The 22,370-nt window shown below is 69.8% G+C and carries 28 protein-coding genes and 1 tRNA gene; 16 read left to right on the forward strand and 13 right to left on the reverse strand.

Features of this window, described 5'->3' with window-relative positions:
* Positions 1-434 precede the first annotated feature (434 nt).
* The 15 genes from GWK15_RS17835 (at position 435) to GWK15_RS17905 (ending at position 8,966) form a co-directional block, all read left to right on the forward strand.
* Positions 435-1,763 (forward strand): tyrosine-type recombinase/integrase, encoded by a 1,329-nt coding sequence (locus GWK15_RS17835; RefSeq protein ID WP_168042720.1) that lies wholly within the window; start codon positions 435-437, stop codon positions 1,761-1,763.
* Between the two features lie 95 nt (positions 1,764-1,858).
* On the forward strand, positions 1,859-2,251 hold the full coding sequence (locus GWK15_RS17840) for a hypothetical protein (protein ID WP_168042721.1): 393 nt from the start codon (positions 1,859-1,861) through the stop codon (positions 2,249-2,251).
* Positions 2,248-2,493, forward strand: a complete 246-nt coding sequence (locus GWK15_RS17845) for a hypothetical protein (RefSeq protein ID WP_168042722.1) — start codon at positions 2,248-2,250, stop codon at positions 2,491-2,493. The genes GWK15_RS17840 and GWK15_RS17845 overlap by 4 nt, the downstream gene beginning before the upstream one ends.
* Positions 2,490-3,167, forward strand: coding sequence for a hypothetical protein (locus tag GWK15_RS17850; protein ID WP_168042723.1), 678 nt, complete (start codon positions 2,490-2,492; stop codon positions 3,165-3,167). Before GWK15_RS17845 ends, GWK15_RS17850 begins: the two co-directional genes overlap by 4 nt.
* Before the next feature lie 42 nt (positions 3,168-3,209).
* Positions 3,210-3,503 carry a helix-turn-helix transcriptional regulator gene (locus tag GWK15_RS17855; RefSeq protein WP_168042724.1) on the forward strand — a complete coding sequence of 98 codons (294 nt, stop codon included), beginning with the start codon at positions 3,210-3,212 and terminating at the stop codon, positions 3,501-3,503.
* Positions 3,500-4,372, forward strand: coding sequence for a hypothetical protein (locus GWK15_RS17860; protein WP_168042725.1), 873 nt, complete (start codon positions 3,500-3,502; stop codon positions 4,370-4,372). The genes GWK15_RS17855 and GWK15_RS17860 overlap by 4 nt, the downstream gene beginning before the upstream one ends.
* A complete protein-coding gene (locus GWK15_RS17865) occupies positions 4,372-4,845 on the forward strand; it encodes a hypothetical protein (RefSeq protein ID WP_168042726.1) in 474 nt (157 codons plus the stop codon). The genes GWK15_RS17860 and GWK15_RS17865 overlap by 1 nt, the downstream gene beginning before the upstream one ends.
* Positions 4,842-5,042 carry a DUF2065 family protein gene (locus tag GWK15_RS17870; RefSeq protein WP_168042727.1) on the forward strand — a complete coding sequence of 67 codons (201 nt, stop codon included), beginning with the start codon at positions 4,842-4,844 and terminating at the stop codon, positions 5,040-5,042. The genes GWK15_RS17865 and GWK15_RS17870 overlap by 4 nt, the downstream gene beginning before the upstream one ends.
* A gap of 41 nt (positions 5,043-5,083) precedes the next feature.
* Positions 5,084-5,323: a hypothetical protein gene (locus GWK15_RS17875; protein ID WP_168042728.1), complete on the forward strand. Its 240-nt coding sequence runs from the start codon at positions 5,084-5,086 to the stop codon at positions 5,321-5,323.
* Between the two features lie 146 nt (positions 5,324-5,469).
* Complete coding sequence (locus GWK15_RS17880) at positions 5,470-5,685, forward strand: hypothetical protein (protein WP_168042729.1); 216 nt, start codon at positions 5,470-5,472, stop codon at positions 5,683-5,685.
* Positions 5,682-5,918 (forward strand): hypothetical protein, encoded by a 237-nt coding sequence (locus tag GWK15_RS17885; RefSeq protein ID WP_168042730.1) that lies wholly within the window; start codon positions 5,682-5,684, stop codon positions 5,916-5,918. Before GWK15_RS17880 ends, GWK15_RS17885 begins: the two co-directional genes overlap by 4 nt.
* Positions 5,915-6,724 carry a bifunctional DNA primase/polymerase gene (locus GWK15_RS17890; RefSeq protein WP_168042731.1) on the forward strand — a complete coding sequence of 270 codons (810 nt, stop codon included), beginning with the start codon at positions 5,915-5,917 and terminating at the stop codon, positions 6,722-6,724. The genes GWK15_RS17885 and GWK15_RS17890 overlap by 4 nt, the downstream gene beginning before the upstream one ends.
* On the forward strand, positions 6,717-8,117 hold the full coding sequence (locus tag GWK15_RS17895; RefSeq protein ID WP_168042732.1) for a phage/plasmid primase, P4 family: 1,401 nt from the start codon (positions 6,717-6,719) through the stop codon (positions 8,115-8,117). The genes GWK15_RS17890 and GWK15_RS17895 overlap by 8 nt, the downstream gene beginning before the upstream one ends.
* 147 nt (positions 8,118-8,264) lie before the next feature.
* Positions 8,265-8,768, forward strand: coding sequence for a hypothetical protein (locus tag GWK15_RS17900; RefSeq protein ID WP_168042733.1), 504 nt, complete (start codon positions 8,265-8,267; stop codon positions 8,766-8,768).
* On the forward strand, positions 8,769-8,966 hold the full coding sequence (locus GWK15_RS17905; RefSeq protein WP_168042734.1) for a hypothetical protein: 198 nt from the start codon (positions 8,769-8,771) through the stop codon (positions 8,964-8,966).
* A 1,240-nt stretch (positions 8,967-10,206) separates the two neighbouring features.
* Here the strand turns inward: GWK15_RS17905 and GWK15_RS17910 are convergent.
* The 11 genes from GWK15_RS17910 to GWK15_RS17960 all read right to left on the reverse strand — a co-directional run bounded on the left by GWK15_RS17910 (position 10,207) and on the right by GWK15_RS17960 (position 19,226).
* Positions 10,207-10,350: a hypothetical protein gene (locus tag GWK15_RS17910; protein WP_168042735.1), complete on the reverse strand. Its 144-nt coding sequence runs from the start codon at positions 10,348-10,350 to the stop codon at positions 10,207-10,209.
* Positions 10,351-10,387: 37 nt separating this feature from the next.
* Positions 10,388-10,714, reverse strand: coding sequence for a DUF1488 family protein (locus tag GWK15_RS17915; protein WP_168042736.1), 327 nt, complete (start codon positions 10,712-10,714; stop codon positions 10,388-10,390).
* A complete protein-coding gene (locus GWK15_RS17920) occupies positions 10,711-10,968 on the reverse strand; it encodes a hypothetical protein (protein WP_168042738.1) in 258 nt (85 codons plus the stop codon). Before GWK15_RS17920 ends, GWK15_RS17915 begins: the two co-directional genes overlap by 4 nt.
* A 520-nt stretch (positions 10,969-11,488) precedes the next feature.
* Positions 11,489-12,166, reverse strand: coding sequence for a hypothetical protein (locus GWK15_RS17925; protein WP_168042739.1), 678 nt, complete (start codon positions 12,164-12,166; stop codon positions 11,489-11,491).
* A gap of 364 nt (positions 12,167-12,530) precedes the next feature.
* Positions 12,531-12,606, reverse strand: a tRNA-Glu gene (locus tag GWK15_RS17930).
* A gap of 48 nt (positions 12,607-12,654) precedes the next feature.
* Entirely contained in the window at positions 12,655-14,436 is a 1,782-nt protein-coding gene (recJ, locus tag GWK15_RS17935; protein WP_168042740.1) for a single-stranded-DNA-specific exonuclease RecJ, read from the reverse strand.
* Positions 14,436-15,446, reverse strand: coding sequence for a class II fructose-bisphosphatase (gene glpX / locus GWK15_RS17940; RefSeq protein WP_168042741.1), 1,011 nt, complete (start codon positions 15,444-15,446; stop codon positions 14,436-14,438). Before glpX ends, recJ begins: the two co-directional genes overlap by 1 nt.
* 79 nt (positions 15,447-15,525) lie before the next feature.
* The gene (locus tag GWK15_RS17945) at positions 15,526-15,984 is read right to left on the reverse strand and encodes a hypothetical protein (RefSeq protein ID WP_168042742.1); all 459 of its coding nucleotides are present in this window, start codon (positions 15,982-15,984) and stop codon (positions 15,526-15,528) included.
* Positions 15,981-17,273: a homoserine dehydrogenase gene (locus tag GWK15_RS17950; RefSeq protein ID WP_168042743.1), complete on the reverse strand. Its 1,293-nt coding sequence runs from the start codon at positions 17,271-17,273 to the stop codon at positions 15,981-15,983. The genes GWK15_RS17945 and GWK15_RS17950 overlap by 4 nt, the downstream gene beginning before the upstream one ends.
* A complete protein-coding gene (locus GWK15_RS17955) occupies positions 17,270-18,490 on the reverse strand; it encodes an LL-diaminopimelate aminotransferase (protein ID WP_168042744.1) in 1,221 nt (406 codons plus the stop codon). The genes GWK15_RS17950 and GWK15_RS17955 overlap by 4 nt, the downstream gene beginning before the upstream one ends.
* A gap of 67 nt (positions 18,491-18,557) precedes the next feature.
* Positions 18,558-19,226, reverse strand: coding sequence for a hypothetical protein (locus tag GWK15_RS17960; RefSeq protein ID WP_168042745.1), 669 nt, complete (start codon positions 19,224-19,226; stop codon positions 18,558-18,560).
* An 89-nt stretch (positions 19,227-19,315) separates the two neighbouring features.
* On the opposite strand from GWK15_RS17960, the gene GWK15_RS17965 reads away from it, so the two are divergent.
* Complete coding sequence (locus tag GWK15_RS17965; protein ID WP_168042746.1) at positions 19,316-21,118, forward strand: PHA/PHB synthase family protein; 1,803 nt, start codon at positions 19,316-19,318, stop codon at positions 21,116-21,118.
* A gap of 12 nt (positions 21,119-21,130) precedes the next feature.
* Here the strand turns inward: GWK15_RS17965 and GWK15_RS17970 are convergent, their stop codons facing one another.
* Complete coding sequence (locus tag GWK15_RS17970) at positions 21,131-21,763, reverse strand: hypothetical protein (protein ID WP_168042747.1); 633 nt, start codon at positions 21,761-21,763, stop codon at positions 21,131-21,133.
* Positions 21,760-22,347 carry a hypothetical protein gene (locus GWK15_RS17975; protein ID WP_168042748.1) on the reverse strand — a complete coding sequence of 196 codons (588 nt, stop codon included), beginning with the start codon at positions 22,345-22,347 and terminating at the stop codon, positions 21,760-21,762. Before GWK15_RS17975 ends, GWK15_RS17970 begins: the two co-directional genes overlap by 4 nt.
* Between the last annotated feature and the right edge of the window lie 23 nt (positions 22,348-22,370).

Consider the following 22,370-nt stretch of genomic DNA (forward strand, 5'->3'; position numbering starts at 1 on the left):
CAGCAACAGGCTGGCGTGATCGTGCCGCGAACTCAACGGTTCAACTTCGCCTGATGGTCACCTTACGGATAGGCCGTGGTCGGCCCGCGAGGCACCGGGACCGCGCCGGGCGCGCATCGCCCATCCGCCGCATTGCAGGGCGGCGCGCCAATCCCTGGTTGTCATGGGCAAGCGGCATGATGAAGCCGCTGGGAAGCGACTGGCGTCCCCTACGGGAGTGCAACTCGCGTCGCGCGCAATAAAATTACATCGCCGGTGATCGTCTAAACGTCTGTTTTAGCTTGATATCTTGTCGCCCTACGTCGCGCACAATCGCCTTGCATCGCCCCCTAGCGTGTGGATAGTGTGGGGGAGACTGTGGGGGAGGTCGGGGTTATGCTTCCGACTCCCGCGAGACTTTCGGAGGTCGGATGGCGCGGCAGCCGCGGACATGGTTGGAGGCTCAGAACGCGGAACCGCGCGAGAAGGCCTATCGGCTGTCGTTCGGGCATGGGTTGCTCCTCGAAGTGCAGCCCAGCGGGGCGAAGACTTGGCTCTACCGCTACCAGCACAATGGCAAGCGCCGCGACATGGGCCTCGGGCCGCTGTCGGAGGTCTCGATCAGCGCGGCGCGAAAGGCCATCAAGGCCGCCCAGGCCATCAGGGAGACGGGCGCCGATCCGATCAGCGCGCGCCGGGCCGACCAGCGCGAGGTGGCTCAGAAGGTCGAGGAAGCCGCGGCCCCCCTCACCTTCCGCGACGTGGCCGAGAAGCTCGTCGCCGCCCAGTCGCCCGGGTGGTCCTCCGAGAAGACCACCGCATCGTGGCGCCTGACACTGGACCGGCACGCCTACCCCGCGATCGGTGACGTGCCGGTGGCCGAGATCGCATCCGAGCATGTGGTGCGCACGCTGTCCGCCATCTGGACGGCGCAGCCGGCGACTGCGCGGAAGCTGCAACGCCGCATCTCGGCCGTCCTGGATTACGCGACGGCCCATGGCTTGCGCACAGCGCCCAACCCTGCCGCCGGGCGCGTGCTTCGGCTGACGCAGGCGCTGCCGAACGTGAAGGGCAAGGGCAAGCGCTGGGCGTCCCTGCCCTGGCAGAAGGTGCCGGCCTTCCTCGCTGCGCTGGACAAGCAGACCGGCATGGCGCCCCTCGCCCTCCGCTTCGCGGTGCTGACCGCGGTGCGGTCGAACGAGGTTCGGCAGGCCCATTGGTCGGAGATCGATGTCGGCAACGCTCTGTGGACGATCCCCGGCCATCGCATGAAGGGTGGCGGCGCGAAGGATCTGCCACCGCACCGCGTGCCGCTCTCCCGGGCGATGCTGGAGATCCTGTGCCGCGCGGTCGCGATGCGGACAGGCGAGGTGCCGACGATCGCGCAACTCGGGGCGGTCGCCGCGCTCCAGGGCGATGCGCTGATCTTCACGAACCCGAAGGGCGAGGCGTTCTCCGACGCCGCCCTCGGCGCCTGCATCAAGCGGCTCAACGAGGGCGCCAAGCCGGGTGCGGAGCCTTGGCGCGACGTGGACGGCCGGCCCGTCACTGCGCACGGCTTCCGGCGCTCCTTCCGAACCTGGGTGGACGACGAGCATCCGACCGAGCGCGCGGCGGCCGAGCGGGCACTGGCGCACGAGGGGAACGACAAGGTCGAGGAAGCCTATCGCGGCTCGGACCTGCTGCCACGGCGGCGCCCGCTGATGGAGGCGTGGGGGGAATTCTGCTCGAAGCCGCCCGCGCCCGTGAAGAGGCTTCGGCCGGTGGCGAAGTCCGCCGGCTGACGAGAACCGCGCCGCGGCGGCTCCGCGGCCCAAGGGCGCCCCGGCGGGTGCAGGAACACCGCGCCGAGGCTGACCCCGCAATCGGAGGCTACCCGATGAACGAGGCTATCGAGCAGACTACCACTGCAAACGTCCCGAGCGATCTAGGCGCGCCGTGGCGCGCTCACGTGGCGGAGTTCGAAGCCGCACACATGCGCGATCTCGTCACCCTGGGGCGCCTGTTCTTTGCCGCGGTCAACATGCGGGCTCGTGAGTGGTCGGACGACGAAATGGCAACCCTCGCCCGCTTCGACGACGTCCTTTCTGAGCTCATAGTGCGCCGGCGCCCGACTTCGGCCGAGGAGTTTGCGGAGAAGACGCGATACCTTCTCGGCAGGATTGAGGCCGAGGACATGGCCGACGCCGTCGAGCAGCAGGCTTGGCACGTGCTGAGGCGGGAGGCAGCGGCGTTCTGCGCAGTGCCCGACGCGCGGGAGGCGTCGGCATGAGCGCCCAAGTCGACTTGTCGAATAGGGAGGCGCGCTTCCTTGCGGGCATCCGGCAAATGCCTCCCTCGCTCGTCGCTGCGCTGGTCAATGCGATGACGCGCCGTGTGGGCGGCGAGCCATGGCAGACGGCCATCCCTGCCGCGTTCCGGGATACCGGCTGGTCCGATGCGGACGCCGCGCCCGAGATCGCGCTGATGACTGAGTGCCTGGATTGCGCGGCCGGCACGCAGCCGATCCAGTGACGATCCGTCGCAAGAACGCGAACGAGGCCGGCGGGGGCGACCCTGCCGGCTCGGATCTGCCGGCGCCAGTGCGCTTGGCGTGCATGTTAGCGGCGGTGCATCGAAGGCCCGGCGCTGATCTTGTGGGTGCTTATGACGCGGCGCTTGTCGGCATCGTCATGATCGCGGTGCCGGCCTTTGAGCGAGCGTTGAAAGAAGATCTGCTCTCACGCCAGGAAGCGAAGTGGCGGGGGCAGCGTGTCGGTGCCGACCGCCGCCGCAGGGACAAAGTGTTGGCGCGACTTCCGGTCGCGTGGCGTAGCCGGTTGCGAAACCTGGCGGACAGAGGTTCCGCGCATCTGCCGGTGGTCCCGAAGGCGCAGGGAAACAAGCCTCGGCACGCCACGGACGCGTTCGTACTGGCGCTGGCAGAGGTGTGGGAACGGGTCACTGGGAAGATCGCGCAGCGGCGGAACACGACAGGCGACGGCGTTATGTCGCCGGCCGAGACGTTCATTCACTTCGCGGTAGCCGGGGTGCGTGAGGCCTACCGCGGGATGCCTGCCCGAATGAGCGCAGGCCACGCCATTGAATGGCTGCAGGCGATTACGCCCAACGCTATCGCCAATCGGCTGGAACCCAGGAAACGTAAGGCGATTTCCGGCATCGAATTACACACAAAGCGGCGCCGGTAGAGGTCGCCGATAGTCGCTTCGCACCGTTGATGGTCGGAGCCGATGCCAAAGATCAGGACCGCAGCCGAAAATCCCGCCCCTCTGCCGTATGGCGCCCGGCGCGTCGTCACCGCGGACCAAAGCGCAGCCGCAGCCGGCGTGCACGTCGCGACATTCTGGGCCGGCGTAGCGAGCGGGCGCTTCCCCAAGCCGGTCTATCCCGCTCCCAAGGCGCCGCGATGGTTCCTCGACGAGATCGAGGCCGCGCTTGAGGCAACGCGCGCTCTGCCGTGCGAGGCGAAGGCCCAGCGCATGGCACGCCGCAACGCGGCCCCGGCCCAGCAGGTGGCGGCATGAGCGCCGCGCAGATGCTGCCGGCGGACGCGCCGGAAGACGAAGCCGCGAGGGTCCAGGCTGAGCGCGAGGCAACCTGGCGCGCGCAGGAGGAATTCCACGCCACGAAGACGGCGACGTTCGAAGTCGCCATGGAGGAGATGCGGGCAATCGTTTGCCTGGAGCGCCCGGGGGCCTCTCTCGATGAAGCGCGCAGGAAGCTCGGTGAAGCCGCGCACGATCTCAGGAACCAGAACCAGCACATGGGGGACCTGAAGCATCGCTGGGCGCGCGAAGACGCCGGCGAGATCAGGCAGGAGAAGGCGCGGCTTCGGGAGACGAAGCCGGCATCCTCCATCCGATGGAAGAACCTCGCGACGCCGCTCCTCAACGCCATGGGCGTGAACAGCGAATTCGGCCGGGACGACGATCGCCTCCTCAATCACGCAGTGCTGGTCGAACTCGGTATCGGTGAGGACATGTCTGCGGATGAGCAGCGCGCCGAGGCATTCACGCGCCTCGTGCGGCACGCCGGTTCCTACGTGGACAGCGATCTCAAGCTGGCGATCGTCGAGACGGTCGAAGGCGTCGTCACGCGCATGAGCCTGGCCGGCCAATGCCTCCCGGCACTCCCGATGCCGGACGACGAGGAAGGCCAGCGTCTCCATCACCGCTTGCTAACGCTGGAGCGCGCCGCGCTGGAAGAATTCCGTGGACACGGACCTGTCCCGACACGAACCGAGCAGGAACGCGCGCGGCAGGTGGCCTGGCATCGGTTGATGGACGAGGAACGGCAGTCCGTCCCGCCTGGCATGTCCTCCCAGCAGCGCCAGCAGCAGATCGCTCAACTGGTCCCGGAGTGGGCCGGCTGGGCGGGGATCATGGTGCGCTGATGGCCGAAACGGTTGCAATCTCGGCCGTGGCCATTGCGGCGGCGGCGTCCGCCGGGACCGCGATCTACTCGGGCATTCAGCAGCGCGAGGCGGCGGATGCGCAGGCGGCGCAGTACGAGGAAGAGCGCATGGCCGCCCGCACGGCGGCGCAGCAGGAAGAAGCGGCGAAGCAGCGGCAGTTGAACCGTGTGCTTGGTGCCGCCGATGCGCTGCGGGCCGGGCGTGGCCTGGAACTCATGTCCACGACCGGCGAGGAAATCCGGCGCGAGAACATCGACGCGGTGAACAACGATATCACGACGATTCGCGCCAACGCGAACACCCGAACGCGTCGCCTGGGCCTCGCGGCCGACAACGCTCGGGGCCAGGGTGACGCTGCGCTGATCGGCGGGTACGGCCGTGCAGTCGGCTCGTTGGCGAGCGGCGTGACCAGCGCATACGGGATCATGAATCGCGCGCAGGCAGCCCCGTGACCCCTCTTGCCGGCTTCCTTCTCGGCGTGTCCGGCATGCTGATCCTCGACGGCGCGGCATGCTGGCTGCTGCCGAAGCTGCTTCGGGACGCCTATCGCGCAAGGGCAGAGCAGGGCGACGCGCAGATGCGGGCGCGGGGCGCTTGGCTGATCGCCGGCGGCGCGCTCGGCATGATCGTGGCGGTGGTTCAGTTGTGAGCGCGCGGGGCGGCGTGTGGGAGTACCCCCGGCGGCATTCCATGCTGCAAAGGCTGCGGACCTCCGAGGCGCTGCGCCAGAAGTCGGGGCGGCTCGAAGCACCGCCGCCGCTCCAGCACATGACGGCGATCCCGCCGCTGCGGTTCACATCATGTCAGTGGGTGACCGAAGCCGCGCCACCCTGGCCGCGTTGCGGCGAACCGACCGAAGGCGGCTGTGCGTGGTGCGAGCCGCACAAGCGCGTCGTGTTCCAGCCCCGCGAGGAAACGCCAATGCCCTGAACGATTGCGCCCGCCACGGCGAGGACCGGGCGGGCGCGGGATTGAGTTCACACGGAGGTGCCGGAGGAGGGCCGGCGACGCGGAGGTTCCAGAACCGGCCCGCGCCATGCAAGCCCTCAATGCCGGCGCCTCGAAGGAGGCGGAAGATGACCGGAAATGGCAGCCGGGCGGGCAAGCCCAGCGAGTTGATCGAGGCGGGGCGCCTGTTCACGCGCACGACCGAACGGGGCGGCGACTACCTTGTAGGCAGGCTGGGCGGGTTGAAGATCCTCGTCTTCCGCAAGCGGGACGGGGACGAGGGCGAGCACAGTCACACGTTGATGGTTGCCGCGGCTGTCCAGCGGAATGGCGGCGGCCGATGACCCCGCCGCTGCACATTCAACGCGGGGCCGAGCATCTGTGCCGCATGGGGCCGCGCGGCCTGGCCGAATTCCTGCACGACCTCGGCGAGCGCACCGGCACCGTCGCCGAAATCGCGGACATGCTGGCCGAATGGCGGCGGCTCGATCCGGCATTGCTGGGCGCCGTGCTCGCTCAGTTCGCAGGCGCGCGACAGTTCCCGCCGAGCATCCAGCCCGTGGAGCGCGCAGCGTGACGCTCCATCCCGACATCGAGCGCGTGGCGCTGCTGGGCTGGCGCGTGGTCCCTGCGACGGCGACGAAGAAGGGCCTATTCAAAGGATACATCGACGCCGCGACGCACGACCTCGACACGCTGGAACGCTGGTCGCGAGAGTTCCCCGGCTGCTGCTGGAAGGTCATCCCGGCCGGCTCCGGCGTGTGGTTCCTTGATGTGGACGTGCCCGGTGCCGACCACGCCAACGACGGTGCGGCGACCCTGCGCGATCTGTGCGAGCGGCATGGACCATTGCCGCCACGTCCGCATGGTCGGTCACCCTCCGGCGGGCATCTGCTGGTGTTCAAGGACACCGGCGCACCCATCGCCGCCGGCTCTGCGCGCCTCGGGCCGGGCCTGGACGTGCTGGCCGGACGCTGTTGCCCGATGATCTCGCCCTCCCGCCGCCGCGGTGGCGCCTATCGGTGGCAGGTGGCTCCGTGGGACCTGGCGCCCCCGCCTGCGCCGGCGTGGTTGCTCGCGGCCGTGGCGCCCACTCCGAGGCCGTCCAGGGCGGTCCCGCCCGCGCGGGAGGGTGTGCGCCTCGAACGGCGCATCGCGGGCCTGGTGCGGCTCGCAGCCACCGCGCCGCCGGGCGAGCGCAACCGGGTCCTGTTCTGGGCGGCCTGCCGGCTCGGGGAGGCAGCGCGCGAAGGCATCCTGTCCGAACGCGCCGCGACGGCGATGGCGCAGGAAGCCGGCGAGGCGGCCGGTCTGCTGCCAAGGGAGGCGGCCCTCACCATCGCATCCGCCATCCGCACCGCGATGGAGGCGCCCCGTGGCTGACTTCAAAGGCATGGGCGAGGACGAAGCCGCGGCCTTCGCCGGCGATGCCATGGCCGGCAAGATCGTGCTGCCGCCCGAGTTCTCCGAAGACGCGCTCGCCCTGCGCTTCACCGACCAGCATGCCGGGCAGCTTGTGCACGTCGCGGAGTGGGGCCAGTGGCGGCGCTGGGACGGATGCCGGTGGGCGGAGGACAAGACCCTCGCCATCTTCGACCTGGCCCGCCTCGTTTGCCGCCGCGCTGCCGAGGAGGCGCTGGCAGAAGGCAAGGCCGGCATCGCCTCGCAAATGGCCGCCGCCCGCACCGTGAGCGCCGTAGAGCGGTTGGCGCGGTACGATCGCAAACACGCCCGCGCCTCCGATGCTTTCGACGCCGATCCCTGGATGCTGAACACGCCCGCCGGCGTCGTGGATCTGCGCACCGCTCGCATGCGGCACCATCGCCCCGGCAATCTGTTCACAAAGGTCACGGCCGTTGGCCCCGGCGGCGACTGTCCGCGGTGGCTCGCCTTCCTCGAGGAGATCACCCGAGGTGATGCCGAGGTGGTGCGATACCTGCACCGTTGGTGCGGATACTGTCTGACCGGCGACACGCGCGAGCACGCTTTCATGGCGGTGATCGGGCCCGGCGGCAACGGCAAGGGAACGTTCTTCAACACCTTCGCCGCAGCCATGGGCGACTACGCCACCACCGCGCCCATGGAGTTGTTCGCGGCCCGGCAGCACGCACCGCATGAGGCTGGCGTCGCAGGATTGCGCGGGGCCCGCCTGGTGCTCGCGCAGGAAACCGAAGCCGGCGCGCGCTTCGCAGAGGCCCGCATCAAGGCCCTCACCGGCGGAGATCGCATCAAGGCGAAGCTCCTTTACGCGAACCCCTTCGAGTTCACGCCCGCATTCAAGTTGGTGCTGGTCGGCAACCACCGGCCTGCCCTCAGGAACCCCGACGCGGCCATGCGTCGCCGGCTGCAGCTGCTGCCGCTGACCTTCGTCCCACCCGTCCCCAATCGCGCGCTCGCTGACCAATTGCGCGAGGAACTGCCGGGCATCCTCGCATGGGCCATCCGCGGCTGCCTCGAATGGCAACGCATCGGCCTGGCGCCTCCCGCCGCGGTTCTGGAGGCGGTCGCCGACTACTTCGCCGAGCAGGACCTCGCCGCGCAGTGGATCCAGGAACGGTGCGACGTCCACCCCTCCGCCGAAGGACCATCACGCGCCCTCTTCCAGGACTGGCGCCGTTGGGCCGAAGCCCGCGGCGAAGAGGCCGGAACGGAGAAGTCATTCTCCGCCAGCCTCGAACGCGACTACGCGAAGAAGAAGACCAAGCGCGGCGCCATGTTCATCGGCCTTCGCCTCAACGCCGCCGCCTCATCCGGCACCGATCCAGACAGGTGGTGACGGGTGGTGACGGGTTTTCAGAACTTCCCGTCACGCACACGCGCGTGCGCGTGGACGGTAATTATGGAGAACCCACCACCACCCGTCACCCGCACCACCCCGCACGCCATCCTTGAGCCCCTAGGCCGCCATCTGGACGTTACGAACATGCCCCGTGGACAGCGTTCCGACGCAACCCCAGCCGATCCCGCCAACCGCCCCCTCACCGAGCGACAGCGCAGGCTCGTCGAGATCGCTCTTCAGGCCGCCAGCGACGGCCGCCTCCTGTCCCGCCGACAACTCGGCGAAGCCTCCGGCTTTGGCTCCGGCGACGTTGCACGCGTCCAGGCAAGCCGCACTCTCGGCCTCCCACACGTCCGCGCTGCAATCGTTGCTGGCGTGCGGGAGCAGGCGCAGACGGACGCGGCTGACTCATACGCGACGTTACGGTTCATCGCCCGCAAGGCGCGCTCGACCCGCGATCGGCTCGGCGCGGCCCGCGAAGTGCTGTCGATCGCGGGCGTGACGGGCAGCGAGGGCGGCTACACCGGGCCGCCTGTCGCGCTGCAAATCGTCTTCCGCAGCCCCGACGCTGCCGCGCTGCTCCAGGCCGCGCCGGTGGTGCACGCAGTCACGCAGCGGCCCGCGGTGCCGCACATGGCGGAGGAGTAGATGGCCCAGGACGAGCCCACAGCAGCGTGGCTGGTGATTGAGGCGCGGCGGCTCCTGGCGCTGCCCGACTATGCGACCAACGCCGCAGCGCAGCGTCAGGTCACTGGGCTGTTCAAGGCGGCCTACCCAGGCGAGCCGGCGGGCACCGCGACGGCCCCCGGCCAGGTGCCGGCGAGCCCTTTCGGGCAGCGCGGATAGGCCGCACCGTCTCAAATCTAATTCCGGCGACAGGGGCTCAGCGCCGGAAGATCTGCGGTGGGCACGCGCAAACCGGCCTGAGACCGTGGGCGCGGTGAGCCATAACGGTCATTATGGAAAATCGAGGGGCTAACCCATTGACCCGCGAAGGCCGCCGCGGATCGGTGAGACACTCGGCCCGCCGCGCTGAGACGCGCGCGGTGAGACAAGCGTAAGGCACCGCGCCGAGCCGGGGCAACGGTCGGTGGATGCCTGCTACCGCCCGGCGAGAAGCGCGACCCCTCCCCCGGGTGTCGCGATCGGCCGGCCGGCGGGGGTGGGGGTCAAAACCGCGCGCCTCAGTCACGACGCCGGGTTGCCCGCACGATTCCGCCCCGAAAAGCCGGCGGGCTGGCTGGGCGCCCAGTCGGTGGGCTGTCTGGAATTTTCTGGGTGCTGGAAGTCGCGGACGAGAGGCGCCGCAAGGAGATCTACCAGGCGCTGCATCCGGAGACGCGGCACGGCGGGGATCGGACAAGTCGCCAAATTGGCGACATGAAAGACGCCCGCTTCACGGCCGACACCGCAGCGAAGACGGGCCGTTCCGAGCGCGACGTTCAGCGGGATGCGACCCGAGGCGAGCGCATCCCAGAGCCGGTGCTGGCCGAGGTGCGCTACACAGCCCCGACAAGCATGGCGAAGATGCCGAGCACGAGGGCCAGGATGGCGCCGCATATCAAGGCGAGGGCAACGTTGGTTTGCGACCCTGCAGCGCGAAGCTTAGCCACGCGCGTTAGCGGCCCTTGAGGCTGCCTTGCTTGCTTTGAGGCCGAGTTCGACGAGTTGTCGGAGGGCCTCGCCACGAGACGGTAAGGTTCGCTGCTGCTGCCGCCAGACGTCCACCTGCCAGACCTCGGCTAGGGTCATGAGGGCAGCGACGCGGTGCGTTTTTGCTGGGTTATGCATCGACGAATCTAGCGCCTCTCCCTCGGTGATAGCGAATGGTTTCGCCGAGGCCGACCGTGGTGCGATCCGCGACGAGGTGCGGCAGGCGACCCTTCCGCCGCCTGGGCCGGCGAAGGGACAAGCGCCGCATGGGCGCCTGGCTTGGCGGAGGCAGCCCCCGCCGCTGCTGCGGAGGGTCCAGGCTCGGCCGGCGGCTGATTGCCGGCGCGGGCTGACAGTTCGCTTACAGCCCTGCGGTTCCCAGGCAGCATGCGTCTGCGCTGGCCTCGTAGGCGGCCAGGATCACCATTCCTCGCTATCCGAGGCCGAGCAACCGCAGGGCGATCGCCAAGACGATCACGGTTGCGAAGGCCTTGAGCACGAGTGTCGCCATCGGCGCACCGGCGCGGCCGTAGCGTCCAAGGTGGGTGGCGGTGGCAAACCGTCGCATCTGCATCATTTGGCATCCAGTTCAATTGAAGGACGACGGCAGTCGATCACGCTCGAAGTCGGGTTGCTCTCATGGCGCGCGGCGCGGTGGATGGCGGCTCGGGATCGAGCACATCGTCTTCCCAGATATGCAGCAGCCCGATCGGCGGGCTGACGCGCTGCCGGAGCTTGGCGCGGGCGGCAGCCTCGATCATCGATCGCGATATCGAGAAGCGCCTCAGGATGTCGTCCGTTTTGAGCTGCCCACCGCCGCTGATGTCGAGTAGGGCGAGGCGTGAGATCGCGCACCGGACGCTCGTCCCGTCTTTCATGCTGAGGGCAAACAGCACGCGATGCCCGTCCCACCTTGCCGCGGGGCTGTTCGGGGCGATCATTGGTCGGCGTCCGCGTTCAGCAGATCCGCCAGTTCCCCGTGGGTGAGAGGCAGCTTGTCACGCTGTCCGTCGTGCGGTGCTTCCGCACTGGCGATCGTCATGCCGCTGCGCCGCCACGGCGGGAACGACAAGCCGTCGAACCGCTCCTCGTGGAGTTCGACCACATACTGGCCGGCTGGCAGGTAGCCAGCGCGACATCTGACCGCGAACGGCCGACGGAATTCGATGATCTCCATCGAGGTGCGGATATCCATGGTGTCGCGCCCCCCCGGGGCGAGATGCGTAGAAGCCGGGTGCATGACCTGGCCTCTAGCGAGCGCTCACGTAGGCGGTGCCTACATACCCGGCGGCGGATAGTGTCGCGAAGAATGCCCGGGAAAAGCTCGCGGATGGACCATGGGCCCAGCGTTCAACAGATGCAACAAGACTTCACGCCAAAAGGCCGCCTCCCGTCTTTGTGCGTGCTCTTGTGCTGGCGCTGGCTGAACTTCAATTGGACGACGTGACGTCGGCGTCTAGCGACGGCCTCGATGGCGCGCTTCGAGCCGCATCCGCGCCGTCTCGCGCTTCGCTTCATTGAGCCGCCGTCTCGCTGGCAGGGCGACGGTGGCAGCGCATCCATGACGCGGCCGGTCGGGACGGCTTCGGCCATGCCGGTATTGTAGCGCGGCCGGATCCGGGTTCATCTGGCGCCGGCGGTGCCTGGTCCCCGTTCCGGACGTAGAGGTGGGGGCCGTCCTTCGGGGCTCGATCCTGCCGTTCCAGGCCCGCCACTCATCGCTGATCCTTCGGATGGCGCGCGAGGTCTGCCTCTGCGATCCCGAGAACCTGAGCCGCGATCGGCGCGTGGCCGTCGTCCTGTCGATCGAGGCGCGCGGCAAAGCTCTCTATGGCCATCGACAGATCGCCAAAATCGCGGCGCGCCATATCGAGATCGACTTGCCGGATGGTCTCAGGCTCCTGCGCGAGCCGGCGCCAGCGGTTCGTCTTTGCATTGATGGCCAAGACCTGCGGAACCATGACGGATCTGCGAAGGACGAGTGGACTATCTGGGCCCTCGGAACTGCCGATGACCATGTAGTGGGCAAGTTGGTTCCGGCGCCGCTGCCGCTTGTCGATGACACCGCACAGCTTGGACCATTCGTCGAAGAAGGGCGTTCCCGCCGCACGACTCTCAATCACACGGCGCGCCAACGACAGCTTTCCTTCAAAGCCCAAGATGACGCTGAACTGCGCCGCTGCCTCGGCCGCGGACCGATCGTGTGGCCAGCCGGGCGCTTCCTCGGCCGGCTTGAGCGCGACCAGATATGCTAGGAGCAGCGACATCTCTACATGGGCCCACCATGCAATGGCGCGGCCGAGCGCTTCGTAGAAACGAGCTTCAGCCATTAGTTGACGATCGATCATCGCGTTGAACACGTCGGGCGGCGGCAGCGGAAAGTCGTCACTCAACGCCAAAACTCCCATGCCGATCTTTGCCCGCTGGCACCAGTGCGGAGGAACTCACCGCACCGATCAGCGGCCGTCGAAAATTTCGGAGACGACCTTCTCTGCGGCAACCTGAAATCCAGGAGGCGGTCTGAGAGGAGGCGCCCCTCCTTCTCGTCCAACCTCGCAAGACTGCCCCCCTACTTCGAGCGCGCACGGAGCCGAGCCGAGGCGATCGCGCCGGCCCGAATTGGACGGCGCGTCCCGTCAATGTCCGGTCAAAAGCGGCGACGGCATGCGAGGGCCGCAACGGCATCGCTAGTCTGTGGGGGAGAATGTGGGGGAACAGGCCTTGGAGAACCTGAAACCCGCAGAAAACCAAGGGATCTGGCGTCCCCTACGGGATTCGAACCCGTGTCGCCGCCGTGAAAGGGCGGTGTCCTAGGCCTCTAGACGAAGGGGACCGGCCGTGGGCGTCGGGTTAATGCGCCCTCGGCGCACGGTCAATAGGCTCAGGCCGGCGCGGCGTCGACGACCTGCAGCGCGGCGGTGGTTTCGCCGTTCCACTGCTCCGCGCGCAGGTGACCGCACAGGTGCAGGGGCACCCGGTCGGGCGCCAGCAGCGTCTGCGCCAGCGGGCCGTCCTTGGCCCGGAAGCAGATGGTCTTGAGCCGCCCGCCGCCCTCGCCTTCCACGATGGCGCGCACCGTGCCGCCATCCTTGCCGACACGGTCCGCCTTCACGACGCGGGCGCGCTGGATGGCGAAGACCGGCTCCTCGTTGCCCGGCCCGAAAGGCGCGAGGCGCGCGACCTCCTGCGCCAGGTCCGCCTGGGCGGCGAGGACGTTCAGCGTGCCCTCGACCAGCAGGTCCGCCGCCGCGGGCAGAAGCGCGGCGTGCTTCAGCCGCTCCTCGAAGAAGGCGTGCACCTCCTCCGCGCGGCCGGCGCGGAAGGAGAATCCGGCGGCCATGGCATGACCGCCGCCGGTCTCGAGCAGCCCCGACTGCCGCGCCGCGATCACCGCGGCACCCAGGTCCACGCCCGGCACCGAACGCCCCGATCCCTTCGCCAGGCCATCGGACAGACCGGCGACGCAGGCCGGGCGGTTGAAGCGTTCCTTCATGCGCCCGGCGACGATGCCGACCACGCCCGGATGCCAACCCTCGCCCACCAGCAGCAGCACGGCGCGGCCTTCCTCGGCCTGGCGCTCGGCCATGGCATGGGCGGCGGCGAGCACCTCGCCCTCCACCTCCTGCCGCCGGCGGTTCACCGTATCGAGCTTCTCGGCGATCGCACGCGCCTCGACCGCATCCTCGCAGAGCAGCAGGCGAAGCCCGAGGTCGGGTTCCCCGATGCGGCCCGAGGCATTGATCCTCGGCCCCAGTAGGAAGCCCAGCGTATGGGCGGAGGGCGCATCCCGTGCCCCGGTCACGTCGAGCAGCGCGGCGATCCCCGCCCTGCCCCGCCGCCCCATCACCTTCAGCCCCTGGGCGACAAGCGCCCGGTTGAAGCCGGTCAGCGGCATCACGTCGCAGACCGTCGCGAGCGCCACCAGGTCGAGCAGCGCGAGCAGGTCGGGCTCGCTGCGTCGCGCGAACCAGTTCGCCTTGCGCAGCACCCGCACCGTCGCCGCCGCGGCCAGGAAGGCGACCGCCGCCGCGCAGACGTGATGCAGCCCCGATCCGCAATCGAGCCGGTTCGGATTCACCGCGGCGATGATGCGCGGGATCGGCCCTTCCGCCTTGTGGTGGTCCAGCACCACCACATCGGCACGGCCATCGGCGACGGCGAGCGCCTCGGCCGCCGCGATGCCGCAGTCGACGCAGACGATCAGCGTCGCGCCGCGCTCGCACAGCGCATCGATCGCCGCCGCGTTCGGCCCGTAGCCCTCCTTCAGCCGGTCGGGGACATAGGGGCTCACCTCGCAGCCGAGGTCGCGCAGGAAGCGCGACATCAGCGCGCCCGAACAGGCGCCGTCGACGTCATAGTCGCCGAACACCGCGACATGCTCGCCCGACCGCACCGCCGCCGCGAGCCGGTCCGCCGCCGCGTCCATGTCCATCAGTGCCGAGGGGTCGGGCATCAGCGCCCGCAGCGTGGGTTCAAGGAAGTCGCCCGCATGGTCCGGCCCGATGCCGCGCGCGGCGAGCAGCCGGCCCACCACCTCGGGCAGGCCGAGCCGCTGCGCGATGCCGAGCCCCGTGCGCGGGTCCGCCGGCCGCCAGATCCACCGGCGGCCGGTGACGCTGCGCTCGACGCCGAGGACCGGCGGCTGCGGGGCGACCCCGTCCATCAGGCGATGAAGGCTGACGGCTTGCGGGAGAAGTTGTGATGCCCCTCGACGTAGCGGACCGTGCCCGACTTCGACCGCATCACGATCGAATGGGTGTAGGCCCCGCCCGCGAAGCGCCGCACGCCGCGCAGCATCGCGCCCGAGGTGACGCCGGTCGCGGCAAACATCACGTCGCCCTTGGCCATCTCCTCGACCGAATAGATGCGGTTCGGGTCGGTGATGCCCATGGTGGCGGCGCGGGCGACCTGGTCCTCGTTCTCGAACATCAGCCGGCCCTGCATCTGGCCCCCGATGCAGCGCAGCGCCGCGGCCGCCAGCACGCCTTCCGGCGCGCCGCCCGAACCCATGTAGATGTCGATCCCGGCCTCGCGCTGGCTGACGTTGATCACGCCCGCGACGTCGCCGTCGCCGATCAGCGTGATGCGCGCGCCCGCCGCGCGGCAGGCCTTGATCAGGTCCTTGTGGCGGTCGCGGTCGAGCGTACAGACCATCAGGTCGCTGATGTCGCACTTCTTCGCGCGGGCGAGCTCGCGCAGGTTCTGCTCGGGCGAGGCATCGAGATGCACGACGCCATCCGGCAGGCCCGGCCCGACCGCGAGCTTGTCCATGTAGATGTCGGGCGCATGGAGGAAGCCGCCCTTTTCCGCCAGCGCGACCGTCGCGATCGCATTCGGCCCGCCCTTGGCGGTGATCGACGTGCCCTCGAGCGGATCGACTGCGATGTCGACCTCCGGGCCGCCGCCGGTCTTCGCGTAGAGGCCGACCTTCTCGCCGATGTAGAGCATCGGCGCCTCGTCCATCTCGCCTTCGCCGATGACGACGGTGCCGGTGATGGCCACGGTGTCGAAGGCCTTGCGCATCGCCTCGACGGCGGCGCCGTCGGCGGCATTCTTGTCGCCCCGGCCGATCCAGCGGGAGGCGGCCAGCGCCGCCGCCTCCGTCACCCGCACCAGTTCGAGCGCCAGATTGCGATCGACGACCGCTCCTGGTTCCGGGGCCGCAGCCGCCATGGACCTTCCTCCGAATCGACTCATGCCGGGCAGGAAACCCTGCCCCTCGCATTGCCCATAGCCGGAATCGCGGCCCGCGTCAGCGGAGCGAGAGCAGCGGCGCCCCGGCCCGGCAGGCCTCGCCTCCGGGCGGCCCCGCACTTCGTTCCACCCGGAAGGCGGTGCAGCCCGGCCCGCGCACCACCCCCTGGATGCGCCCGCCATCGGCCGAGATCGCGCCGTCCAGCCCGACCATCACGTAGTTGGCCGGGCGACGCAGCCAACGGACGGGGCGCAGCGCGATCGCGCCGGACGTATCCCCGGCGCGGCCCTGCATCTCGAAGCAGCCCATGGGCACATCGGGATTGTCCGGCGCGGCCTCGAAATGGAACAGGGCCGAGACGGAGCCGTCCTTGCGCGGTTCGATCGTCAACGCGACAGCCGTATTGCCCTGCGCGCAGACATAGGCGCCACGCCAGGTGCCGGCGAACTCGGTCTGCGCCGCGGCCGGCGCGGCGGCCAGGGCCAGCAGCAGCCCCGCCGCCGCGCGGCGCGTCACAGCGCCTCGATGCGGATCAGTGCCGGCTTCTCGACCACCGCATCGAGTGCGGCGATGCGCGCGAGCGCCGCGCGGACCGAGGCCTCGCTCGTCTCATGCGTGGTCAGCACGACCGGCACCGCCTCGCCCGGCGAACGTCCGCGCTGGAGCATGGATTCGAGGCTGATCGCATTGTCGCGCAGCACGCCGGTCACATCGGCGATGACGCCCGGCCGGTCGACGACCATCAGGCGCAGGTAGTAGGCACCGGTGTGCCGGTCCATCGGCAGCGAGGGCTCGGGCTTCAGCGCGCTGGTCGCCGCACCCCAGACCGGGGTGAAGCGCGCGCGGGCGATGTCGATCAGGTCGGCGACCACGGCGGACGCGGTCGGTCCCGCGCCGGCGCCGCGGCCCTCCATCATCACGCGGCCGACGAAGTCGCCTTCCGCCACCACCGCGTTGAACACGCCATCGACCCGCGCGATCGGCGCCGAGACCGGCACCATGCAGGGATGCACGCGCGTCGAGATGCCGCCTTCCTCGCGCTTGGCGATGCCGAGCAGCTTGATGCGGTAGCCCAGTTCCTCGGCCAGCGAGATGTCGAGCGCGCTGACCTCGCGGATGCCTTCCACGTGCACCGCCCCGAAATCGACCGGCCGTCCGAAGGCCAGCGCCGCCAGGATCGCGAGCTTGTGCGCCGCGTCGATGCCGTCGATGTCGAAGGACGGATCGGCCTCGGCGTAGCCGAGCTTCTGCGCCTCGCTCAGCACCTCGGCGAATTCGCGACGCTCGTTGCGCATCGTCGTGAGGATGTAGTTGCAGGTTCCATTCAGGATGCCGGCGATGCGCTGGATGCGGTTCGCGGCGAGCCCTTCGCGCACCGCCTTGATCGCGGGGATGCCGCCGGCAACCGAGGCCTCGAAGGCGAGTGCGACGCCCTTGGCCTCCGCCTGCTGCGCGAGCGCGGCGCCATGCACCGCGAGCAGCGCCTTGTTCGCGGTCACCACGTGCTTGCCCGCTGCGATAGCGGCTTCCACCAGCGCCTTGGCCTTGCCGTCGGACCCGCCGATGCATTCGACCACCACCTCGACCTGCGGATCGGCGGCCAGCGCAACGGCGTCCTCGTACCAGCGCAGGCCAGCGACCGGCACGCCGCGGTCGCGCGAACGGTCGCGGGCCGACACGGCCGTCACCGTGATGGGCCGCCCCGCGCGCGCCGCGATGATGTCGGCATTGGCACGCAGCACGTTGACGACCCCGGCGCCGACCGTACCCAGGCCGGCGACCGCAATGGCAAGCGGACGGTTCATGCGCTGACTGCTTCCTGCTTCTCGTCCACCGGCGCGGCGTTGTCGCCCGCGAGGAACGACTTGATGCCCCGCAGCGCCTGGCGGATGCGGTGGTTGTTCTCGACGAGGGCGATGCGGACATGCTCGTCCCCGTGCTCGCCGAAGCCGAGGCCAGGGGCGACCGCGACCTTCGCCTTCTCCAGCAGCAGCTTCGAGAAGCCGACCGAGCCGAGATGGCGGAAGCGTTCCGGGATCGGCGCCCAGAGGAACATCGAGGCCTCCGGCGCCGGCACGTCCCAGCCCGCGGCCTTGAGGCCCTTCACCAGCACCTCGCGGCGGTCCTTGTAGAGGACGCGCATCTCCTCGATGCAGTCCTGCGGCCCGTTCAGCGCGGCGGTGGCAGCGACCTGGATCGGCGTGAAGGCGCCGTAGTCGAGGTAGGACTTCACCCGCGCGAGCGCTGCGATCAGCCGCGGGTTGCCCGCCGCGAATCCCATGCGCCAGCCCGGCATGTTGTAGGTCTTGGACATCGAGGTGAACTCGACCGTGATGTCCTTCGCCCCCGGCACTTCGAGCACCGAGGGCGGTGGCGTGTCGCCGAAATACAGCTCGGCATAGGCGAGGTCGGAGAGGATGAAGAGCTCGTGCCTGCGGCACAGCGCGACGAGCTCCCGGTAGAACTCGATCGACGCGACGAGCGCGGTCGGATTGGACGGGAAGTTCACGATCACCGCGGTCGGCTTCGGCACCGAATGGCGCACCGCGCGGTCGATCGCGGCCAGCATCGAATCGTCGGGCGTGTAAGGGATGGACCGCACCGAGGCGCCGGCGATGATGAAGCCGAACTGGTGGATCGGGTAGGACGGGTTCGGCACCAGGATGGTGTCGCCGGGGCTGGCGATGGCCTGCGCCAGGTTCGCGAGACCCTCCTTCGACCCGAGCGTCGCGACGACCTCCGTCTCGGGGTCGAGCTTCACGCCGAAGCGGCGGTCGTAATAACCGGCCAGGGCCTTCCGCAGCCCGGGAATGCCCTTCGACATCGAATAGCGATGCGTGCGCGGGTCCTGCACCGCCTCGATCAGCTTGGCAACGATGTGGGGCGGCGTCGGGCTGTCCGGGTTGCCCATGCCGAGGTCGACAATGTCCTCCGCTGCCGCGCGCGCCTTCGCCTTCGCCGCGTTCACCTCGGCAAAGACATAGGGCGGCAGGCGGCGGATGCGGTGGAAGTCCTCGGTCATGGCGGCGTTCCGTGGTGGAAAGGCCGCGACCTATAGAACACCCGCGCCGCGCTGTGTATCGCAGCCTTCAGCGCCGGGGCGGGGCCAGCAGATCAGGCGATGGCGGAGGCGGCGGACCACCGCCCGGGGCCAGCAATTCCGCCGGCGGCGGCGGGGGCGGCGCGGTGTCCATCTCGGGCAGCGGGGCCTGCGGGGCGGCGGCCGGCGCCGGGCGCGCGGGGCGCGGCGCGGCGGGCGCTTCCGGGGCCGGCGGCACGGGCCGCGCGGCCGGTTCCACCGGCGCGACGGGGCCCGGGGCCTCGAGCGGGATCCGCGGCGCGCTCGCGAGCGGCGCCGGGCCCGGCGGGGCCATCGGCATGCTGCGGTCCCCCGCGGTCCCGGCCGGGCGGGGCGGGACCGGATTGGTGTCGGGATCGAACGGATTGCGGCTGCGCTGCCGTTCCTCGGCGAGCGCCGCCGTCAGCGCGTTGCGCACCTGCGGGTCGGGAATCGAGGGTCGCGGTGGGATCGTCCCGAGATTGGGGAAATCGGCATCGGCGCCCGGCGGCGGTTCCCGCCCCTCATGCGCCGGGCCGAACATGTTGCGGAACAGGGGGCCGATCGCCTCCGGCCCCTGCCCGGCGGAACAGCCGCCCAGCAGCAGCGCCAGCGCGATCGCCGTGCGCCGCGCTTGATCGGCCCGGTGCCGGACCCTACCGTGACGGAGCCAGCCCCTGGTGCCTCTCCGACCGGTCATGCCGCCTTCCCTTCGCATCGGCGAAGCGGTAGCCCGAAACAGCCGGTCCGCGAAGCCGGGGGTTCGCCTGCCTCGTACCGGAACGCCAGATGGCCGATAAAGACAACGCCAACCCCGCTTCCTTCCGGCTGCCGGACCCGGCGCTGGTCAGCCGGACCATGTCCGATGTGGCGGAACGCGGGCACCGGATCGTCTCGGACTTCCTCAAGCGCCAGACCGACGGCACGCCGGACCCCGATCCGCTGAAGATCGGCTCCGCCTTCCTCGAGATGACGACGCGGCTGATGACGAATCCGGCGCGGCTGGTCCAGGCGCAGCTCGGCTTCTGGCACGACTACCTCACGCTCTGGCAGAACACCGCGCGGCGGATGATGGGCGACGAACCGAAGCCCGTCATCGACGAGGATTCGAAGGACCGCCGCTTCAAGGACGAAGCCTGGCGCGACCACGAGATCTTCGACTTCATCCGCCAGACCTACCTTCTTTCCGCCCGCTACTTCCGCCACGTCGTGGAAGGGGCCGAGGGGCTCGAGCCCAAGACGGCGCAGAAGGTCGATTTCTACACGCGCCAGTTCGTCGACGCGATGAGCCCGACGAACTTCCTGCTGACCAACCCCGAGGTTCTGCGCCGCACCGCGGAAACCGGCGGGGAGAACCTGCTGCGCGGCCTGTCGAACCTGCTGTCGGACCTCGAGCGCGGCCGTGGCCAGCTCAAGATCCGCATGACGGACGACACCAAGTTCAAGGTCGGCGAGAACATCGCCGTCACCCCGGGCAAGGTCGTCTACCAGAACGACCTGATGCAGCTGATCCAGTACACGCCCACCACCAAGGATGTGCTGAAGCGTCCGCTGCTGATCATCCCGCCCTGGATCAACAAGTTCTACATCCTCGACCTGCGGCCGAAGAACTCCTTCATCCGCTGGGCGGTGGAACAGGGCCACACGGTCTTCGTCATCTCCTGGGTCAACCCGGACTCGAAGCTCGCGGAGAAGGGCTTCGACGACTACATGACGGAAGGCCCCTACGCCGCGCTCGATGCCATCGAGAAGGCGACGGGCGAGAAGGGTGCCAACGTCATCGGCTATTGCCTCGGCGGCACGCTGCTCGCGTCCACACTCGCGCACATGGCGGTGAAGAAGGACACGCGGGTGAAGTCCGCGACCTTCTTCACGACCATGGTGGATTTCGAGGAGGCCGGCGAGCTCGGCGTCTTCATCGACGAGGAGCAGCTCTCCGCACTCGAGGAGAAGATGTCGAAGCGCGGCTTCCTCGAGGGCCAGGAGATGGCCACCACCTTCAACATGCTGCGCGCGAACGACCTGATCTGGTCCTTCGTCGTCAACAACTACCTGATGGGCCAGGAGCCCTTCCCCTTCGACCTGCTCTACTGGAACGACGATTCCACGCGGATGCCGGCGAAGATGCATTCCTTCTACCTGCGCCGGATGTACCAGCAGAACGACCTGGTGAAGCCGGGCGGGATCGAGCTGAACGGCGTCAAGCTGGACCTCCGGAAGATCAAGGTCCCGGCATACATCCTCTCGACGCGCGAGGACCACATCGCGCCCTGGCTTTCGACCTACCGCGCGACGCAGATCTACAAGGGGCCGGTGCGCTTCGTGCTCGCGGCCTCGGGCCACATCGCGGGCGTCGCCAACCCGCCGGATGCCGGCAAGTACAGCCACTGGATCAACACCGAGCTGCCGGCGGACCCCGAGGATTGGTTCAAGGGCGCGACCGAGCTCGCCGGATCCTGGTGGCCGGACTGGCACCGCTGGGTCAGCGGCCAGGACAAGACGACGGTCCCCGCCCGCATCCCCGGCGAGGGCGGCCTGCCTGCGCTCGAGGACGCGCCCGGGTCCTATGTGAAGGTGATGGGGACCGACTGAGCCCCGGCGGGCTCAGTTCACGCCGGAGCCGAGCCCATCGGTGATCGCCCCGGGCGCGCCGGTCTGCCACCAATTGCCCGCGCCGACCCAGCCGCCGTCGAGGTCTAGCCGCCGCACCTCGCGCGCCAGCGTGGCGGAGGCCTGCTCCGCCGCCGGCAGCGGCCCGAGGTCGCCGAGCCGCGCCAGCGTCTGCTGCCCGCCCGGCTCGAAGATCGCGGGCACCAGCAGCGCTTCCGCCGCCGCCTGGTTGCCCGCGCGCAGCCGGGACGAGACGTTGCCCAGCGCGGTGATGACCTGCGGCGCCGGCGCCGACTGCGCGATGCCGAGCGCGGACCGGTTCTCGTTGCGCGCCGTGCGCAACGCATAGGCCGTCGTCTGCGAGAGCATCGGCCAGGCGCGCCGTTCCATGACCTCGAGGTCCAGCGCCTCCAGCCGCGCCAGCGCCAGCGCCGCCTGCGCCGGCTGCCCCTGCAGGGCCTGGCCCTGGTTGGCGAAGGCGGCGGCCGTCGCCTCGATGGCCGCGCGCAGCGGCCCACCCTGGCCGCTCGCCGTCGTCAGCACCGCCGGCGGCAGCGCCTGGGGCGTGCGGAGTTCGGCGCAGGCCGCGAGCAGCGGCAGGCCCAGCAGGGCGCGTCGGCCGCTCATCGTACCAACAGGCTCCGGGAATTCTGTCTCTGCATGCGCCACATCTCCTGGAGCGTCAGACTTGCCGCCCAGGCGGTGCGCGGCAAGGGGGGAAGGTTCGTCAGCCTGGCGAGCGTCTCCGTACCGCCCGGGACGAAGACCGGCGGCGCCAGCGCCGCGGCGGCCGCCGCCTGGTCGCCCGCGGCGACGGCGTTGCGCACGCGCGTCAGGGCGTCGATCACCGCCTGCGGCGGCGCCTCGGCCGGGATGCCGAGTGCGCCGCGCCATTCCGGCCGCGCCTGCTCGAAGGCCATGGAGGCCAGGGGCGACATCTCGATCCACCGCGCGCCGTAGCGGAGCTCGACGGTGAGGTGCTCGGCCTCCGAGATGCCCTGCGCCGCTTCCGCCGTCCGCCCTTGCAGGTAGGCCGGGCGCGGGAAGACGTAGGCGGCGTGGATGATCCCCTGGCGCGTCGGGTCCGCGAAGCCGAGGGCCGGGTCGACCGGCAAGGTCGTGTAGGGGACCGGACCGCCCGAGCACGCCCCGGCCAGGGCCAGGAGCGGCAGGAGGATCGCCCAGCGCCGGGGCGTCACGTCGCGCGGCATGGACGCATCCTCCGCCCCGCGCC

This window comes from Neoroseomonas oryzicola, assembly GCF_012163135.1.
Taxonomy (GTDB): domain Bacteria; phylum Pseudomonadota; class Alphaproteobacteria; order Acetobacterales; family Acetobacteraceae; genus Neoroseomonas; species Neoroseomonas oryzicola.